18 protein-coding genes are annotated in these 17,522 nt (G+C 72.7%); 8 read left to right on the top strand and 10 right to left on the bottom strand.

Features of this window, described 5'->3' with window-relative positions; genetic code table 11:
* Window positions 1–171 precede the first annotated feature (171 nt).
* Entirely contained in the window at window positions 172–1,269 is a 1,098-nt protein-coding gene (locus CLV28_RS14795) for a threonine aldolase family protein (RefSeq protein ID WP_100424119.1), read from the bottom strand.
* Between the two features lie 63 nt (window positions 1,270–1,332).
* Here CLV28_RS14795 and CLV28_RS14800 point away from each other — a divergent pair, with 63 nt between their 5' ends.
* Window positions 1,333–1,845, top strand: a complete 513-nt coding sequence (locus tag CLV28_RS14800) for a VanZ family protein (protein ID WP_100424120.1) — start codon at window positions 1,333–1,335, stop codon at window positions 1,843–1,845.
* Here CLV28_RS14800 and CLV28_RS14805 read toward each other — a convergent pair.
* From CLV28_RS14805 to CLV28_RS14820, 4 genes are all read right to left on the bottom strand, one after another.
* The gene (locus CLV28_RS14805; protein ID WP_100424121.1) at window positions 1,818–2,252 is read right to left on the bottom strand and encodes a YchJ family protein; all 435 of its coding nucleotides are present in this window, start codon (window positions 2,250–2,252) and stop codon (window positions 1,818–1,820) included. The genes CLV28_RS14800 and CLV28_RS14805 overlap by 28 nt on opposite strands.
* Before the next feature lie 53 nt (window positions 2,253–2,305).
* A complete protein-coding gene (locus CLV28_RS14810) occupies window positions 2,306–4,348 on the bottom strand; it encodes a hypothetical protein (RefSeq protein WP_157802668.1) in 2,043 nt (680 codons plus the stop codon).
* 149 nt (window positions 4,349–4,497) lie between these two features.
* Complete coding sequence (locus tag CLV28_RS14815; protein ID WP_203968225.1) at window positions 4,498–5,643, bottom strand: ADP-ribosylglycohydrolase family protein; 1,146 nt, start codon at window positions 5,641–5,643, stop codon at window positions 4,498–4,500.
* Between the two features lie 151 nt (window positions 5,644–5,794).
* Entirely contained in the window at window positions 5,795–6,082 is a 288-nt protein-coding gene (locus CLV28_RS14820) for a hypothetical protein (protein ID WP_100424123.1), read from the bottom strand.
* Window positions 6,083–6,436: 354 nt separating this feature from the next.
* Between CLV28_RS14820 and CLV28_RS14825 the strand changes: the two genes are divergently transcribed.
* Window positions 6,437–7,831: a DUF2254 domain-containing protein gene (locus CLV28_RS14825; RefSeq protein WP_100424124.1), complete on the top strand. Its 1,395-nt coding sequence runs from the start codon at window positions 6,437–6,439 to the stop codon at window positions 7,829–7,831.
* Window positions 7,832–7,961: 130 nt separating this feature from the next.
* On the opposite strand, the gene CLV28_RS14830 is transcribed toward CLV28_RS14825, so the two are convergent.
* On the bottom strand, window positions 7,962–8,330 hold the full coding sequence (locus CLV28_RS14830) for a hypothetical protein (protein ID WP_100424125.1): 369 nt from the start codon (window positions 8,328–8,330) through the stop codon (window positions 7,962–7,964).
* Window positions 8,327–8,686 (bottom strand): hypothetical protein, encoded by a 360-nt coding sequence (locus CLV28_RS14835; RefSeq protein WP_157802669.1) that lies wholly within the window; start codon window positions 8,684–8,686, stop codon window positions 8,327–8,329. The genes CLV28_RS14830 and CLV28_RS14835 overlap by 4 nt, the downstream gene beginning before the upstream one ends.
* A gap of 212 nt (window positions 8,687–8,898) precedes the next feature.
* Between CLV28_RS14835 and CLV28_RS14840 the strand changes: the two genes are divergently transcribed.
* Window positions 8,899–9,441, top strand: a complete 543-nt coding sequence (locus CLV28_RS14840) for a hypothetical protein (protein ID WP_100424127.1) — start codon at window positions 8,899–8,901, stop codon at window positions 9,439–9,441.
* 38 nt (window positions 9,442–9,479) lie between these two features.
* Here CLV28_RS14840 and CLV28_RS14845 read toward each other — a convergent pair whose 3' ends face one another.
* Window positions 9,480–10,082, bottom strand: coding sequence for an NUDIX hydrolase (locus tag CLV28_RS14845; protein WP_239073306.1), 603 nt, complete (start codon window positions 10,080–10,082; stop codon window positions 9,480–9,482).
* 154 nt (window positions 10,083–10,236) lie between these two features.
* On the opposite strand from CLV28_RS14845, the gene CLV28_RS15715 reads away from it, so the two are divergent.
* Entirely contained in the window at window positions 10,237–11,004 is a 768-nt protein-coding gene (locus CLV28_RS15715) for a pentapeptide repeat-containing protein (RefSeq protein WP_170062689.1), read from the top strand.
* A gap of 575 nt (window positions 11,005–11,579) precedes the next feature.
* On the opposite strand, the gene CLV28_RS14855 is transcribed toward CLV28_RS15715, so the two are convergent.
* Window positions 11,580–12,503: an HNH endonuclease gene (locus tag CLV28_RS14855; RefSeq protein WP_100424130.1), complete on the bottom strand. Its 924-nt coding sequence runs from the start codon at window positions 12,501–12,503 to the stop codon at window positions 11,580–11,582.
* A gap of 130 nt (window positions 12,504–12,633) precedes the next feature.
* On the opposite strand from CLV28_RS14855, the gene CLV28_RS14860 reads away from it, so the two are divergent.
* The 3 genes from CLV28_RS14860 to CLV28_RS14870 all read left to right on the top strand — a co-directional run bounded on the left by CLV28_RS14860 (window position 12,634) and on the right by CLV28_RS14870 (window position 15,423).
* Complete coding sequence (locus tag CLV28_RS14860) at window positions 12,634–13,539, top strand: hypothetical protein (protein WP_157802670.1); 906 nt, start codon at window positions 12,634–12,636, stop codon at window positions 13,537–13,539.
* Between the two features lie 78 nt (window positions 13,540–13,617).
* Window positions 13,618–14,469 carry a hypothetical protein gene (locus tag CLV28_RS14865; RefSeq protein WP_100424132.1) on the top strand — a complete coding sequence of 284 codons (852 nt, stop codon included), beginning with the start codon at window positions 13,618–13,620 and terminating at the stop codon, window positions 14,467–14,469.
* Between the two features lie 198 nt (window positions 14,470–14,667).
* On the top strand, window positions 14,668–15,423 hold the full coding sequence (locus CLV28_RS14870) for a 6TM ABC transporter family protein (RefSeq protein WP_157802671.1): 756 nt from the start codon (window positions 14,668–14,670) through the stop codon (window positions 15,421–15,423).
* A 183-nt stretch (window positions 15,424–15,606) separates the two neighbouring features.
* Here the strand turns inward: CLV28_RS14870 and CLV28_RS15625 are convergent, their stop codons facing one another.
* Window positions 15,607–16,260, bottom strand: a complete 654-nt coding sequence (locus CLV28_RS15625; RefSeq protein ID WP_157802672.1) for a hypothetical protein — start codon at window positions 16,258–16,260, stop codon at window positions 15,607–15,609.
* Between the two features lie 541 nt (window positions 16,261–16,801).
* Here CLV28_RS15625 and CLV28_RS14875 point away from each other — a divergent pair.
* A complete protein-coding gene (locus CLV28_RS14875; protein WP_157802673.1) occupies window positions 16,802–17,512 on the top strand; it encodes a DUF6199 family natural product biosynthesis protein in 711 nt (236 codons plus the stop codon).
* Window positions 17,513–17,522: the final 10 nt, after the last annotated feature.

The following is a 17,522-nucleotide window of genomic DNA, read 5'->3' on the forward strand; positions in this document are numbered from 1 at the left end:
CGAAAGTGGCGCCCCGCGTCCGACGCCTCGCGAGGGTCACGTTCTGGCCCTCATGCGCGCGAGAGTCACGTCCTGGCCCGTTCGAGGGCCCGGGTGGGGGCCCGAACGTGGCGCTCGCGATGCGCGCAGCGACCCAGCACCCCGAGGCTCAGCGACCCAGCACCCCGCGGCTCAGCGACCCAGCACCTCGCGCACCGCGGCGCAGAACGCGCCGACCTCGTGCGGCGTCGTGTCCCAGGCCGTCATCCACCGGGACACCACGGTGCCGGGCTCGGGGCCGGTCGCGACCTCGTAGAACGGCGCGTGCTCGCGCAGCGCGTCGGCCGCCGCGCGCGGCAGCACCGCGAACGTCGCGTTGGCCTCGCTCGGCTGCGCGAAGCCCAGGTGCTGCACCCGGCCGGCCGTGACGTCGTCCTCCAGGGTCGAGCGCAGGAGCGCGGTCATCGCGTTGGCGTGGGACGCGGTGCGCAGCCACAGGGGCGCGGCGCCGGCGGTCGCGCCGAGCGGGTCGCCCGGCTCGCCGAGCTGCGCGAGCAGCTGCGCCGAGACGAACCGCATCTTGGACGCGAGCTGCATCTGCGCCTTGCGCACGAACCCGATCCCGTCGGCCACGCCCGGGCGCAGTACGACGACCGCCTCGGCCGCGAGCGCCCCGTTCTTGGTGCCGCCGAACGACACCGCGTCGACGCCCACGTCGGTCGTGATCGCGCGCAGCGGCAGCCCGAGCGCGGCGGCGGCGTTGGCGAGGCGTGCGCCGTCGACGAACAGCGCCATGCCGTGGCCATGCGCGGCGTCGGCGAGCGCGCGCAGCTCGTCGGGCCGGTAGACGGTGCCGAGCTCGGTCGACTGGGTCACGAGCACCGCGAGGGGCTGGGGGTGGTGGACGTCGCCGAGCGCGCGGGCGTGCGCGTGCACGGCGTCGGGCGTGATCCGGCCGTCGGGGCTCGGCACGGGCAGCAGCTTGAGGCCGCCGACGCGCTCGGGCGCCCCCTGCTCGTCGGTGTGCACGTGCGCGAGCTCGGAGCAGATCACCGCGCCCCAGCGTGGCAGCAGCGACGTGAGGCCGACGACGTTCGCCCCGGTGCCGTTGAACACGGGTGTCACGCTCGCCTCGGGCCCGAAGGTCTCGCGCACGCGCTCGGCGAGCCGCGCCGTCCACGGGTCGTCGCCGTACGCGAGCGCGTGGTCGGTGTTGGCGGCCGCGATCGCGGCGAGCACCTCGGGGTGGATGCCGGCGTGGTTGTCGGAGCCGAACGAGCGCAGGGTCATGGCGCCGAGGCTAACCCGGACGGTCGGTTCCCGGCCGGGGTGCCGCGCGGTACGCTCCCGGGCATGGTGCGCGTGGTGCGGGTCTTGTTCGGCGTCTACATGGCGGCCGTGCTCGTCGTGACCCTGTGGCCGTCGCCGCAGACGACCGACGCGCCGCGCTGGACGCAGGACGTGCTCGCGCTGCTCGACCGCGTGGGTCTGGGCATGAGCGTCGAGCATCTCGAGATGGCGGCGAACGTCGTGATGTTCCTGCCGTTCGGGTTCCTGCTCATGCTGATCCTCGGGATGGCCCCGCGCCCGCCGCAGATGCCCGCCCGCGCCCGCCGCCCGCTGTTCGAGGTGCGGCCGCTGCTGCACGCGTTTGTGCTCACCACGGTCGCCGCGGTGCTCGTCTCGGGCGGGATCGAGGTCGTGCAGACCGTGATCCCCGGCCGGGTCCCGACCGTGCAGGACGTCGCGCTCAACGTCGCGGGAGCCGTGCTGGGTGCGCTCGTGGTCGGGCCGATGCTCGCGCTCGCGCGGCGGGTGCCTGCGCTGCGGCGCCGCGCTCAGGCCGGATGGTCGCCCGCGACGTAGTACCAACGGCCGTCCTCGCGCACGAACCGGCTGACCTCGTGCAGCTCGTGCACGGGTGCGCGCGGCCCGTCGGGGCGTGCGGTGCGCTCGCGGTAGCGGGCGACGAACTCGACGACGCCGGTCGTGTCGAGCGGGCCGCCCGCGCGGGTGCGCACGACCTCCAGGCCCCGCCACTCGACGTCGTCCACCAGGTCGAGCGACGCGGGGCGCGCGCTCGGGTGCCAGGTCGTTAGGACGTAGGCCGAGTCGCGCGCCGCGAACGCGCTGTACCGCGAGCGCATGAGCTGCTCGGCGGTCGGGGCGGGCGCGCCGGCGTGGAAGCGGGCGCAGCAGTCGCCGTAGGTGTCGCCGCTCAGGCAGGGGCAGTGGTCGGACGTCGCAGGGTGGGTCGGGCCGGGAGTGCTCACCCGTCCATCATCGCGCGCACCCCGGGGTCCGGACGAAGCGGCTGGTCAGGCGCTCACGCGCGCGTGTCGTCGTGCAGCACGACGCGCGCGAGCTCGATCGCGCCGCCGAGCCGCCAGTAGTGCAGACGCCGCGCCTGCGCGGTGTTGCGCTGGAGGTAGACGCGGTAGCAGACCGCGCCGTCGTCGCGGCGGCGCGGGGGAGCGCTCGACCCGTCGTGCGTGCGGAGCGGGTGGTCGTCGAGCGCGCTGAGCCGCTTGCGGTCGCCCGTGAGGACGTCGACGACGACCTCGAGGACCTTGGCCCGCGAGACGCCCTCGATCTCGTCGAGCGACACGACGAAGTCGGGCCCGACCGCGTACTCCGGCAGCGGCCGCTCCTGCTTCTCGGACGCCGGCACGCGCTCGGCCCACGTCACGTACACCTCGTGGCGCAGCTGCTGCTCGGGGTCGAGGAACAGCGTGGGCACGTCGCGGTCGACGTCGCCCGGCCCGGACTTGATCTCGCGCGCGAGCGCGTCGCGCTGCTGCACCACGCGGCGGTGCCGGGCACGCTGGTTCTCGACCTTGCGCTGCGCGTCCTCGACCTCGCGCGCGAGCGCGTCGGCGTTGGCCCGAAGCGCCTCGAGCTCGGCGGTGCGGGCACGCTCGGCCGCGCGCAGGATCTCGAGCTCGCGCTCGGCTGCGTCGGCCCGCGCGCGCTCGGTCGCGAGCGCGAGGGAGAGGGTGCGGGTCGCGGCGCGCGAGCTCGTCGACGGCGCGCTGGGTTCGGTCGCGCCGGACGGGGCGCCGGTGGGCTGGGTCGTGGCGGACGGCGCAGCGGAGGTCGGCCCGTGCGCGGGCGCGGGCGCGGGCCGGGGCGCGTTCGGGTCGAGCATGCGCGGGGTGACGCGCGGGCGGCCCGGCGTGGGCCGCGCGGCAGGGCCGGGGCGCGCCGCAGGGATACCGCGATCCGTGGGGACCGGCCCCGGCGACGGTCGGCGCGTCGCCCCGGGTGGTCCGGGTTTCGGGCCAGGCTCCGGCGCGCGGCCGGGGCTGCCGGCTCGGCCGGGCTCCGACGCGCCCGGCCCCGGGCGGACCGCGCCCGACGGGCCTGCGCCCGCTGCGGCGTCCGACACCGACGGGGGCGGCAGCTCGAGCCAGGCCGGCCCGCCCGGCAGGAGCGACGGGGCCGGGAGGACGGGCTCGTCGTCGTCCACGTCGTCGAGGCGCATCGACAGCTCGCCCGCGTGGTGCACGTCGACGCGCGCGGCGACGGTCTCGCCGACCGTGAAGAGGTCGCTCAGGTGGTCGCCGACGTTGCCCGTGACGAGGTGGTGCTTGACGACGGCGGTCACGCCGGGCAGCACCTCGAGCGTGAGGGTCAGGTCGCCGACGTCGGCGACGCGCGCGAGCACGACGGCGCCGCTCGTGTAGTCGGCGAGCAGGGGGTGCGACGTGCCCGGGGCGGGCGGCGCGGCGAGGGACGCGCGCACGTCGAGGCGGCGCGAGGCCGGGTCGAGCGTGCCGCGCACGCGCTGGCCCTCGCGCAGCAGGCGGTCGAGCGTGATGCCCGGGACGGTGAGCTCCTGCCAGACGGTCGCCATGCCGTCGTCGAGCGCGACGAACGCGCGCCCGTCGAGCAGCCCGCGCACCGTGCCCTGCGCGGGGCGGTCGACGACGTCGAGGGTCGTGCCCACGAGGCCGGCGTCGAGCGCGGCCGCGAGCGCGTCCTGCACGAGCCGGTCGGCGATGCGGTGCGTGGTGTCCGGGCCGTACGCGAAGCGCAGCGGGGTGCGGCGCAGGTCGCTCACCCAGCGGTGGTCGACCGGGTACACGCGCGCCGACCCGCCGTACACCTGCGTGCCGGGCGGCATGTGGTGCGAGAAGTCCCAGGAGACGTCCGAGGTGGGCATCACGACGACGTCCGCGAGGTCGCCCAGGGCCTCGTGCACGTGCTCGGGGTCGACGAACGGCGCGGTCTCGCCCGACGGGATCGTGATGACGACGACGGGGCGCGTCCGCCGACCCGGGACGGTCAGGTCCCGGGCGAGCGCGGTCGCGTCGTCCGCGGTGCGGATCCAGGTGACTGCGCTGGTCACGGCGGTGGCGGTCGGCATCGATCCCTCGTCGTCGTGGTGTGCCGTCACCGCGACGACGGTGCGCCGCGGGCCCCCTGGCTCGCGTCAGAGTGTGTCACGAAAAGGTCACGGCGCCAACCGTCCGTGCCCGGGACGTCCCGGTTGGTCCACCCCGGGTCGGGCCGGGATCAGCCCCCGTGCCGGACGCCGCGCGCGACCGTCGCGCGGGCGAGCGCGGCCAGGTCGTCGGCCCGCAGTCCCGGCCACCCGTGGACCGCGTCGCGCCACTGCGCCGGCACGGCCGACTCCCCGTAGCGCGCGCCCAGGAGCTGGCCCGCGATCGCCGCGACCGTGTCGGTGTCGCCGCCGATCCGCACCGCGGCGTGCAGCGCGTCGACGAGGTGCTCGTCGTGCTCGAGCGTGACCGTGATCGCGTGCCACGCGGCCTGCAGTGCCGTGACGGTGAACCCGTTCTCGCGCAGGTCGGTCTGCGGCTCGGGCTGCTCGGCGTCCGCGATCCACGACTCCCAGCGGTCCTTGGCCTCGGGCACCAGCAGGTCGAGGCCCGCGCGCACGTCGAGGCGACCCTCGGTCACCGCGACCCGGACGGCCTCGCACCACAGCACGCACGACTCGCCGGCGAGCGGGTCGGCGTGCGTGAGCGACGCGACCGCGCGGGCCGCCCGGGCCGTCGCGGCGCGGTCGTCGAGCGCGACGAGGCCCACGACGCCCGTGCGCATGAGCGCGCCGTTGCCCGCGGTGCGGCCCGTCGCCCGGTGCAGCGCGAGGCTCGCGGCCGTGAGCCGGGTCGCCGGGGACCCCTGCGCGCGGGCCGCGTCGCGCAGCACCGTCGCGGTCTGCGTGCCCACGTCGGACGCGCCGCCCGTGCGCCACGCCTCGAACGCCGCCGCGATCTCGTCGAGCGCCTCGGGACGCACCGTGGCGTCGTCCGCGAGGAGGCCGACGGACGTCGTACCTGCCGTGACCCGGGCGACGCACACCGCCATCTGGGTGTCGTCGCTCCACTCGCCGGGCTCGTACGGGCCGAGCCCGCCGCCCCGCATGACGGCGAGCTCGTCGTCGCGCGGCGGCATCGCGAACTCGTACGGCACGCCCAGGGAGTCGCCCGCGGCCTGCGCGACGAGCACCCCCGCGGCGCGGTCGAGCACCGCGTCCTGCGCCGACGGCGATTCGTGGCCGGCCGCTGCGGTGTCGGTGTCGGTGCCGCTCCTGGTGCCGGTGCCGGTCGCGGTGCCGGGGACGGTGCCAGGGCCGGGAGCGTCGGACGAGGTGCGCGCGAGATGGCTCGGGACGTGGCTCGGGACGTGGCTCATGGCGCGAGGCTAGCGCGACCCGCCCACGCGCCGTCCGCCGTCCGCCCTCCCACCAGGGACCCACCGCCGAACGCAACGTTGCGCACCACGACACGGCTGGATCTGGTGCGCAACGTTGCGTTCGGCGGTGGGTGGTCGGGTGGGCGTTCGATCAGGTCCGGGACGGCACCGACGTGACGACGGTCGGGGGTGGGGAGTTCGTGGGCCAGCAGCTGTACGACCTGACCCAGACGGACCAGTCGGTGTCGGCGTACTGCGTGGGCGAGTCGCCGAGCGTCCACCAGCGGGCCCAGTAGACGGTGCTCCCGACCGCGACCGTGGCGCCGCCGACGTACGCGACGTCCGGACGCCACTGGAGCATGCACCAGTTCTCGATCTGGGCGTCGGCGGGCGGCGCCTCGGTCAGCATCGCGGTGCTCGCCGCGCCGACGGCGACCACGACCGCGATCGTCGTCGTCAGCAGACCCGGGGGCCGGCGCAGACCCCCGTGGGCGGACGCTCGGCGGGCGGCGAGGCGGGCGCCTCGGCGGCAGAGGGGTGGCGGGAGAACATCGTCGACCTCCGGTGATGGGTGGGAACTCTGGGCGCCATCTGGGCGCTGCCTGACCATGAAGTGCGCACGACCTGTGAGCAAGACCCCTACGTGGACACGCGTACCGGCGGCCGAACGCAACGTTGTGCACCGTCGTACCGGGGGATCTGGTGCGCAGGGTTGCGTTCGGCGGTGGGGGACGGCGGTGGGGGCAGCCGCGGGATCCCGGTGGGGGACCGCGGTGCGCCGTAGGGTCGGGGCATGGTCACCGCCTGGGTCACGCGCGCCCGCGAGTCGTTCTGGCTCGCCCCGACGCTCCTGGGCGTGGCCGCGATCGTGCTCGCGCTCGGCCTCGTCGCGCTCGACCGCACGCTCCAGCAGGACGGCGTGACCGACCTGCCGCTGCTCGGCACCCTCAGCGCGAGCGGCAGCCGGGCCGTGCTGACCGCGATCGGCGGGTCGATGCTCACGGTCGCCGCGACGTCGTTCTCCATCACGATCTCGGTCATGGCGACGACGTCGTCCGCGTACGGGCCGCGGCTCGTGCGCAACTTCATGGCAGACCGCTCCAACCAGACCGTGCTCGCGGTGTTCACCTCGACGTTCCTGTACTCGCTCGTGGTGCTGCGCTCGGTGCGCTCCGAGGTCGACGGGTCGGACGCGTTCGTCCCGTCGGTCGCGGTGCACGTCGCGGTGCTGCTCGCGGTCGTGGACGTCGCGTTCCTCGTGTACTTCATCCACCACATCGCGCAGTCCGTGCAGGTCACGACCCTCCAGCAGAAGGTGCGCGACGAGCTCGTGGCCGTCGTCGACCAGGTGTTCCCGGCCGAACCGTCCGACGACCGGCGCGACGTCGTGCCCGCCGTCCGCGCGGACGCGCCCGTCGTGACCGCGGACGCCGCCGGGTACGTCCAGTACGTCGACCTCGACGGGCTCGTGCGCCGTGCGTGCGGGGCCGGCGTCGTGGTCGAGCTCCTCGCCGCGCCCGGCGACCACGTGATCCCCGGCGAGCCGCTCGCGCGCGTCGGGGCGCCCGACCGCGGACCGCTGCCCGACGGCGCCCGCGACGACGGGCCGGCGCTCGTGACCCGCCTCGACCCCGACCTCGTCGCGGGCCTGCGCGGCGACGTCATGCTCGGCTCGTCCCGCACCCCCTACCAGGACGTGCGGTTCGCGGTGCGGCAGCTCACCGAGATGGCCGTGCGCGCGCTGTCGCCCGGCACCAACGACCCATACACGCCCGTGAGCGCGTTCGACGCGCTCGCCTCGGGCCTCGTGCCCGTCGTCGTGCGGGCTCCCGCCGCGCGCGGGCGGGCGGACGGCGCGGGCGACGTCCGCGTGGTGGTGCCGTGGCCCACGGCCGAGTCGCTCGTCGCGGACGTGCTGGTCGCCGTGCGCGCCTACGCCCTGGAGGCGCCGGTCGCGCTCGACGGCGCGGTCCGGCTCGTCGAGCGGCTCGAGCGCGCCGCGACCCGACCGGCCGTGCGGGCCGCGCTCGCCGACGAGGTCGCGCGGCTGCGCGCCGACCTCGACGACGTGCGCACGACCGAGGCCGCGGGTGTCGGGGGCGGGGGTGTCGGGGCTGCGGGTCGTGAGGGGGCCGGCGCCGACGTGCGCGGCCGGCTCGACGAGGTGCTGCGGGCGCTGCGCGGCTGACCGCCTCACCGCCACCGAGCCCACCGCCGAACGCGCGTTCTGTCACGTGAAACGGCCGAAAACGGTGACAGATGACGCGGTCGGCGGTGGACTTTGCGGCGGTGGGCTTCCGGCGGCGGTGGTCGTGGTGCTACGGGATGGCGGTGGGTGTCGGCGTCGGCGTCGGGTCAGGGACCGGCGGCATCGTCCACGGCGACGTCGCCGACGGCCCCCAGCACGGCCCGTCGTCGACCCACACCGACCAGCCCGTGCCGGCGTACCGCGCGGGCGGCTCCCCGAGCGTCCACCACCGGGCCCGGTACGCGCGCTGGTCCTGCGCGACGACCGCCCCGCCCGGGTACGCGACGTCCGCGGCCCACGTCGTCGGGCAGATGCGCACGCTCAGCGCCTGCGCGGGCGGCATCGCCGACCACAACGCCACCGACGCCCCGCCGAGCGCGAGGACCACGGCCGCCGTCGTCGTCCGACGCCCCGGCGCCCACCCGCGCGTGGCGGTCACCGGTCGGCCCCGGTCGTCGTCGGGATCGGGCTGTCGGACGGCGCGTGGCCGGGAAGCGCGGCCGACGGCGTCGCCGGGGGCGACCAGACCGGGTCGCTCGGGTACCAGGACGGGCCGTCGGGCGGGAACTGCGGCCCGCAGGTGCCGAGCGGCTCCCAGACGTACCATTCGGCGGCGTAGCGGCCGGGCGTGTCGCCGTAGGTCCACGAGCGGGCGCGCCACGCGAGCCGGGTGTTCGGGATCGTGACGACGTCACCGCCCCGGTACGCGACGGTCGGGCTCCACGTGCTCCCGCAGTCGGGGGTGTACGCGGTCGCGGGCTGCGACCACAGCACGACGGACGCGGCGGTGAACACGACGGCCGCCACGGCGGCCGTGCGGAGCGGTGGGGCAGAGCTTCGGGTGGGACGGGAGAGCATCATCGACCTCCTGAACGGGTAGGGACGCGCCGGACGGCGCAGGCCGAGCGTCCCCGGGCGTGACCTCGTGGGCAAGACCCCTACGCGGACACGCGTACGGCGTGGTCACGCATCCACGGCAGGTCGGCGCCGGCCGTACCCTGTCCGGCATGAACTTCATCCACCCGGACGTCGCGACCGCCGTCGGCGCGCTCTCGGAGCAGGTCGGACCCACCCCCTGGAGCCTCGAGGCCCGCCCCGACGGCGCGTACATCGCCCTCGACTACGTCGACGCACGCTGGACGACGTACCTCGCGGAGCAGCGGTGGAAGAAGGCGTTCGCGTACGAGGTCCGGCTCGACCCGGCCGCGCGGCGCTACTCGATCACGGACCACGCGCAGACGATCGAGTGGCGCGCCGGGACGGCCGGGTGGGTGCCCGTGGTGTCGTTCGAAGGGTCCGCGGCGAGCTTCTCGGGACGTCAGATCTCGTTCTCCCGGTCGTACGTGTCCGTCCCGGGGCAGGGCGTGATCGTCGACTCGCGGTTCAGCTCCGAGACCGAGCGCGCGCAGATCCGCGAGGTGCTCGCGCGGCTCGGCTGGACGGAGAAGACGTCGATGGCCTTGACCCTCGGCATCGTCGGCCTGGTCGCCGGATGTCTGGGCCTGCTCAGCGGGATCGCGGTCGTCGCCGCGATCGTGCTCGCGCGCTGAGCGCCCTCACGCGCTGAGCGTCGTCACGGGCTGCCCGGTTACAGGCTGCCCGTCGGTGTCCCGCTCACGCCACGGCTGCGCACCTCGCGCAGCACCCCGGCCAGGCGCTCGCGGAAGCCCGGCGGGACGCTCTCCGGCAGGTCGTCCACAGGCCACCACGCGACGTCCTCGGACTCGTCGCTGACGACGGGGACGGCGTCCGCGGCCGCGAAGGCCACGAACCCGACGTCCCAGTGCACGCGGCACCGGCCGAACGCCGAGGCGAGCGCGTGCCGGTCGAGGTCGGCGGGCGTCCACGACCACGGATCGACCACGACGCCGCCCTCCTCGCGCGCCTCACGGAACGCACCCGCGGCGACCGACGCGTCCGACGGCTCGACGTGCCCGCCGAGCTGCACCCAGAACAGGCCCTTGCGGTGGAAGCACAGCAGCACGCGGGTGAGGTCGGGCGTGAGCACGAAGCACGAGCCCGTGAGGTGCTCCGGGCCGGCGTCGCGGCGCCAGGCGTCCTCGCCGTGCGCGGCGACGAACGCGACGTACTCGTCGCGCAGCGCGGCCTGCCCGGTGTCGGCGGGAGTCCAGGCGGCGAGCGTGCCGGCGAGGGCGAGGCCCGGGGCGTCGGTCGGGGTCGGGTTGTCCACAGGCCCAGTCAACACGAGGTGCGGCGACTTCTCCGTCGGCACCGGGTGAAACTCCTGGTCAGAGGAATGTCCTGCACGAGCGCTGAGGTACTTTGTGCGACGTATCGGATTTGTTTCGCACACGGCGTGCGAAACCACCAGAAGGAGCACCAGCGTGAACAGCAAGCGCATCCTCCCCGGCGCCACCGCCGCAGTCCTCGTCGCCGGGCTCGTCGTGGCCGGGGCCGCCTCGACCGCGAGCGCCGCGTCGTCGATCACCGGCGCGAACGTCAAGAACTCGTCCCTCACCGGTGCAGACATCGCGAACTCCTCGCTGACCGGTGTCGACATCAAGAACTCCTCGCTGACCGGGTGGGACATCGCGACCGGGTCCGTCTCGGGCGTCGACATCGCGAACTCGAGCCTCACGGGGGCCGACGTCAAGAACGGCTCGCTCACGACCGCCGACCTCGCGCCCACGACGATCGCCGCGCTCAAGGGTGCGGCCGGCAAGGACGGCGTCGACGGTGTGGACGGCAAGGACGGCGTCGACGGCAAGGACGGTGTCGACGGTCTCCCCGGCGCCGCTGGTGTCGGCTTCGACGGTGCCTATTACGCGATCGCGAAGTACGACCTCGGCAACACGAACGCCGGCGCGATCGCCACGGTCGCCTGCTCGGCGGAGACCGACGTCGCCGTGTCCGGTGGCGTGCGGGTCGTCGACCCGAGCTTGAACACGCCGGTCTCGTCGTCCTTCCCCGGCCGCATGGACTGGAGCACCAACTCCCCCAAGGATGGTCGCCTCGACGGCTGGGTCGTCCAGTTCGGCGGCAACGCCGGGACGATCTCGGACAAGTCCCCGGAGAGTGTCGACATCTACGCCCTGTGCGTCCCGGGAGTCGACATCTCGACGACCGTGACCTACACGCAGTCCGGCAAGTAGCCGGCTTGGGACCGCGGCCCTTCGGGGTCGCGGTCCCACGTCGTCCGCACTCCTCGCCCAGGTTGTGCTCGTCGAGGCGATCGGCGCCGAGCGCGCGTCGATACGGGCCGTTACGGAGTGCACAGCCGAGATCACCGGTCGCTTGCGATCGAGGTACCCCTCGATGGATGCCGCCTTCGAGGCGGCTCGACAGCGCCGAGCTGCCGGCGCGATACAGCAAGCATTAGGTCGTCATGGGTGTGCGGGGCCTCCGGCGGCGTTTTTGGTGCGAGTCGCGTCAAGGTGCACCGCGAGGGCGGCGACTACGACCAGGAGACGGTCCCGGGCAGTACGTCGCGAGCGGCGGCTGCGGCCGACCGCCCGGCGGGGCTGTACCCGACCTGCTCGACCGAGCTGCCCCGGACGGGGCGCCGCGACCACGACGACTGACGGACGGTCACCGGCCGGGGTGGGGGAGGGGAATCACGGCATGGCGGGACAGCGGCGCGATAGCGGCGCCAACGGAAGCGGTCCGTGAGGGCCGCGTGGGCGGTACAGGGCGGTCCGGAGCGGCCTCGGAGCAGGCGCGCGCGTTGTCAGGGCTGGACGGTGGGCGTCCGCGGGGGGCGTTGGTTGTGGGTGCCGAAAACACGCAGACGCTCTGCCAGAGCGTCTCGGTCGGGATGTTCTGCCGCTTGCCGGGGCAAGTTGATCGTGCGCCCGTGCATTTCTTGAAGTCCATACTTCAGCATCGGCCCGTCAATCTCTTCGAGCAGCTTGAGCGAAATCTCGACGCGGTATTCCGGGGTGATGCCGAGCATGTTCTGGTCGTAGGCGGCGTGGTGGATCTTGCAAAGTGCCAATCCGTTGGTCACGGCTGGGATTCCACGGTCGTCAGCGTCCGGGAGAATGTGCGCGGCGTCGAGAAGGGATCCGTGCTTGAGATCGCAGACCGCGCATCGCGTGTTATAGGCCAAGAGGACGCGCGTTCGAAAGACAGGCTGATGCAGCCGCTGCTTCGCCAGGCGCAGCGCGTACTCCTTCTGGGGGACGGTCAATTTGCCTGGCTTAGGGACGAATGTGAAGGACTCGTCGAGTGCAACGAGGAATTGGCGTTCTTCGGGATAGTCATCGACGACGTACACGGGCGCGACGGGCGTGTAGATGTTGGGTACTTCCTTGCGGAATAAGATGAGCGGCATGCCCGTCGACATGGCGTTGCGGAGTTTGCGGTTGTCACCGGACCACGGATCGCCGTCCCTGTACGCGTAGTGCAGGAGGCCGTCCTCAGACTCCGCATCGTCGTAGGGCCCATGTGGGGTCGAGGTGATCGACAACGTCGACGAGAAGGTCGCAGGGTTGCGGATGCCGCGCGAGAAGTCGATGACCGGAAGCTTCATGCCGTCGATACGGAAGTTCAGCAGTTCCTCTCGGTGGAGGTAACCCCCGTTCCTCTCTGCCTGCTCAACTACCCAGTCGATAATGCGACGCCGGAGGGCGGCCTCCACCACGGATTCCATGGGCAGAGCTCACCAGGTAGGACGCTCCGAAGCAAGGGTGAACGCTCACCGGAACCGCCTGCCGGACAAGCCGCACGAGCACGTCGATCGCGGTCCTCCACGTCTGCCTGATGCTGGTGTGCGCTGCTCTGTGGTGCTTCTTCGCGCCGCGGGAGATGCTCGGGACGAGGCGCTGGCAGTGGAAGGGGGCGATCGTCTCGAGGTCAGCGACTCGCACGTCCGGCAGACGTGGTGGCTCGGCCTGTTCTACCTCGTGATCCTCGTGGGCGTCATCGTGGTCGTGATCGTGGCGAATGCCCAGCAGGATGCCTACGAGCGGTTCGAGGCCGCGTGGTGGCCGTCGCCGTCGGAGGGGCCGGGGGTCAGCAGGGAGGTCGTCGTCGGCCTCCCGACCGTGGAGGGGGCCGGAGTCGTGCGGACCAGCACGGGTGGGCGCCTGGAGGCGGCGGCGTACGCGGTCGTGGGATCGCAGGAGCACGGGCCCGAAACGAAGGTCGAGGACTCCGCGGACGGCGATCTCGTGGTCGAGGTGCGCGTGCACGGCTGCACGCCGGTCGCGGGAACGCTCGAGCAGCTCGAGGAGACCGTGCGCGTCACCGTCGTGGGCGAGGCGACGCGAGAGTGGACGAGCCAGCAGTACGACTACGAGTGGATGGGCTTGAAGGTCCGTGCCACGTGTGACGGGGAGTCCGAGTGGACGGACGTCGGCCCCGGACGGCGCGTGCTGGTCCACGTCCCGCTCGCCGAGCCGCTCGGTGACCGGGCGGCTCGGCGACGGTGTCACGGGCGACCCGGTGCCGCTCGTCCCGCTGTCACCGGCCGGGTAGCGCCACCGCGACGCGTGAACCGAGCCGCCGTCGTCTGCCCTCGGCGGTGGCTGAGTGCTCTCTCGGTGCATGCTGAGTGTGGACTGAGTAATTGCTTGGGGCAATTTACTGGGAGGCTATGTGGAGGCCGCTCAAACGCCCGCAGAAGGTCGTCGGCGCAGGTAGAGACTGAGGAGCAGAGCGCTTTGCCGGGCCCGCACAAGGGCTAGCGGAGAGCTCATGACGATGCGCGGGTGAAACTCACCCGCCCCGACCGGCACGCGCCGGACCTCCTGAGGAGCAGTGAGATGACCACGCCCGAATACCCTGGACCCACGCCCGAAAACTCTCGTGACCCGCAGCAGCCGACCTCGCCCGCTGACGCGAAGCGCCAGGCGCGCGAGGCGAAGGCGGTTGCGAAGGCGAACCGCAACTGGTTCGCGCGGCACAAGTTCCTCACTGGCGCCGGTGTGCTCGTGGTGCTCATCGGGATCATCTCGGTCGCCTCGGGCGGCGGCGACGACGAGCCCACCGCGACTGCGGAAACCTCCGTCTCGCAGGACGACGCCGCAACCACCGCGGACGAAGCCACGACGGACGACGCAGACGCGGCCGACGACACCTCGGCGGATGACGCTGCTGACGACGCGGCCGCCGACGACGCGGCGGACGAGGCGACGACGATCTCGGGCGGCGACCACATCGTCGGTACCGACATCGACCCCGGCCAGTACCGGGCGGACGTCTCGGAATCCCTCTTCTCGCTCTGCTCGGTCACGCAGCAGAACGGCGACGACGTGCTCGACATCCGCACCGCGAACGAGGGCAGCGTGATCTTCACCGTCGCCGACGTCGACGGCTCGACGGTGTCGTTCGACGGGTGCGACAACATCGTCTCCACGGCGGACCAGCCGGGCACCGTGCCCGACGCCTACACGAATGGCGATTGGCTCGTCGGCGCCGAGATCGAGCCCGGCAAGTACCAGGGCACGGTCGACCCGGACGCGGCGATCGTTCTCGGCAGCGTCTCGCAGACGAACGGCACCGACGTTCTCGACATCACGACGGGGGACGAGGGCAAGGTCGTCTTCGACGTCCAGGACACCGAAGGGTCGGTCGTCTCCTTCTCGGGCCTGACCGACATCCAGAAGGTCGGCTGAGTAAGGACGTCGGACGGCGCACCCGCGCCCCCGGCCGAGAGTCACGTTCGGGCCCCCTCCCATACGCGGGAGGGGGCCCGAACGTGACTCTCGGTGCATGCACGCCCGAGCAGCCGGAGCACCCGCCGACGCCCTGCAAAGCACGGGTCGCCGCGAGAACCTCCGCGGCGCACCCGGCGCCTCTGGCACACTGCGGGCGTGTCCCACCACCGCGCGACCGGCCGTCGGCGCAAGAAGCCTCGCCGCAGCTCCGTGTCGGCTGCCGCGCGCAAGCCCCACGCGACGCCCACACGGACGGGTCGTCCCCGTGGCCCGCGTCCGCCGTCCACGTTCTGGAAGGTGCTCTCGGGCGTCCTGTGGGTGCTGGGGGTCGGCGGGTTCATCGCGTTCCTCGTCTTCGTCTGCGTCATGGTGCTGCGCGACTCGATCCCCGCGTGGCGGGCGCACGGCTTCTGGTACGACATGCCGGGCGATGGGCGTCGGGGTCCGAGAACCGCAGGGAGCCAGACGCTGTACCTCCTCGGGGTGCTCGCTGCAGTTGCGGCCGCAGTGGTGGTCGCTCTGCGCCAGATGTTCGTGAAGCGTTTCGGTTCACGGCCGACCGTGCGCGCGCCCCGGGGACCGTCGTGGATCGAACGGCACAGCAAGGCTCTCGGGCGGCTCGGCGTGGCGTTCCTCGTGCTGATGGGGCTCGGCCTGGCGTACATCGTCATCTCCTGGGCCGTCGGCAGCGTCGTGCTGCTCTGGACAGGGATGGTCGACTGGATCGCCCAGGGTGGCTCGGGGTCGGACGACGCGCGCGACTCCCCGGCCGTGCTGCGGGTGATCCTCGGGCTGATCGGCACGGTCCTCTTCGGCGGGGTCGTGCTGCTCTACGTCAGGCTTGCGTTCACGCTCGCGGGCGAGCGGCTGGCGCGGCGTCGGCGGGAGAAGGCGAAGTCTCGCGCGTCCTGATGCGAGTTGGAGCCCGGCGATTCGTCACGACGCGCGCCGCCGTCGTCGCAGCCCCCACGTTTTTTGAGCGCGGCCGGTCGGGTGACCCCGTGCCAGTCCTTTTCTCTGTGCGAGTAATCGAAGATTCAAGGATGGGAGCCGAGCCCAGCCAAGGGCGACCTGGGGCGGACCGATGGCCACATGTCACTCTTGCGACGTGCGGTGTGCCCATTCCCCAGTCGTTAGATGCATCAGAATCATGGGCTCATACCCACGTACAACGACACGGCCAATACCAATCATGGATCGCAATACACGGAGTCGATTCTCTCCAAGCGCGGCCTGAATCTTCGCGTCACGATCCCTGTACATCCCGACGTGAACGCCGCCCTCATCGACCGCGATCTGCTTTACCAGTTCGCGGAGCGAACGCCTCTCCTGCGCTTCATCTTGGCCGTACAGGAAAGCATCTGTAGCCAGAAGTTCCTCGTGACTCTTGTCCCGGTGGCCCTCCAGAGACTTTCCAGGCTCCATGATTCCCTTTACGTACTTGGTAATGTGATTGGTAAGGGTGGGGTCGAAAAGGGGATCAAGGACCCACCAATCTGGCCCCTTGCGCCACACCGGCTGCCACGAGAATGTCGGCGCCTCTCCGAGTATCTTTGCCGCACTTGGCCCCAAGGCGTTCCCATCTATCAACAATCGGCGTAAGAGGCCGGAGGCTTGGATGCAGTCGTAGGCGCTAGCCGTCAGTCGCGTCCGCGACCGCAGGTCCTCCACCGCATCGATGAACGCCTGTACGGTCGCGCCATCTTGTCCAGCAAGTGGCTTGGGCTCAGGCATCGGCGTCGTAGTCACGGCGCCGACGCTACTCGGCGGCCCTGCCCGCGTCACTGCCAGCGAGACTCACGCGCCGGGGGGTCCGGTCGTGGATGCCCCCGGTGACATCTGATGTCGTAAGACGCGCACACCGCACGACGGGGCGTGGTGCGGTGGGCTCAGGATCGGTCGCGCAGGCGGTGAGAGCCAGACCGGCCAGGACGGCAAGAGCTCCGGCCCGCTGCACTGGCACGCGCCGTATGAGCGGACCTCGCGCGCGGCGTCCTCGGTGGGATCCGTCGGTCGCGCGGAACGCGCGCTGCCGCTCCGGGGCGAGGGGAGGGGCGACCGCCTTCGGCGCGTTCGTCACGGGCGCGTTGGTCATCGGCGCGCCCGTCGTCGGCTCGGCCGTCTGGTCCGGCATTCCCGTGCCCCCTGTCATCGCGTGCAGCACTCGCGTGGACCCTAGCGACGTCGCACTCTGGTGGACGGCGGGTCTCGGCTGGTGAGCGTCGCCCGCCGATCCCCGGCGGTGGACGACGTCAGGCAGAGTCGTCCCGCGCCGCTACGGTGGGTGGTCATGGGGTTCGTCGTAGGCGCAGCGATCGTGGGGCTCGGGCTGTGGAGCCTGCTCGCGCCGCGTAGGACGCTCGGCCGGCAGCGTTGGCACTGGAAGGACGGCGACGACCTCGAGGTCAGCGACGCGTACGCGTTCGTCGTCCGGGCCCTGGGCGTCGCCCTCATCGGGTTCGGGGTGTTCGTGGGCTTCGCGATGGCGGGCCAGGACCGTCAGAAGGACCGCGGCGACGCCCTCAAGGAGACGTGGGGCCTGACGTACGGCTTCACGGAGGAGCTCGACAGGCTCCTCGACGTCCCCACGCTGTCCGTCCGCCCGGGGACGGGGACGGCGCCGTCCGACCCTCTCGCCACGGCCGAGATCCTCGGTTTCGCGGTCGTCGGGTCGACGACGCACGCACCCGAGGTCGAGGTTCCGGCCGCGCACGACGGCGACCTCGTGCTCAAGATCGACCGGGGCATGTGCGAGGCCTTCGCGGCCGAGGTCGACGAGGACGCGGACGAGGTGCGGCTCGTGGTGCTGACGGAGCCGGGCGACGATCAGGACCCCGTCAGCATCGTCACGGGCGAGCCGTTCGCGTGCGATCAGTCCGACTCGTGGCGGCCCATGCACGACGAGCTGCTCGTGCACGTTCCGCTGGCCGAGCCGCTCGGCGACCGTGCCGTCGTCGACGGGCTCACGGGCGACCCGGTCCCCTCGGTCCCGCTCTCGTGACGGCGCCCCG

The organism is Sediminihabitans luteus, from assembly GCF_002797595.1.
GTDB classification, from domain to species: domain Bacteria; phylum Actinomycetota; class Actinomycetes; order Actinomycetales; family Cellulomonadaceae; genus Paraoerskovia; species Paraoerskovia lutea.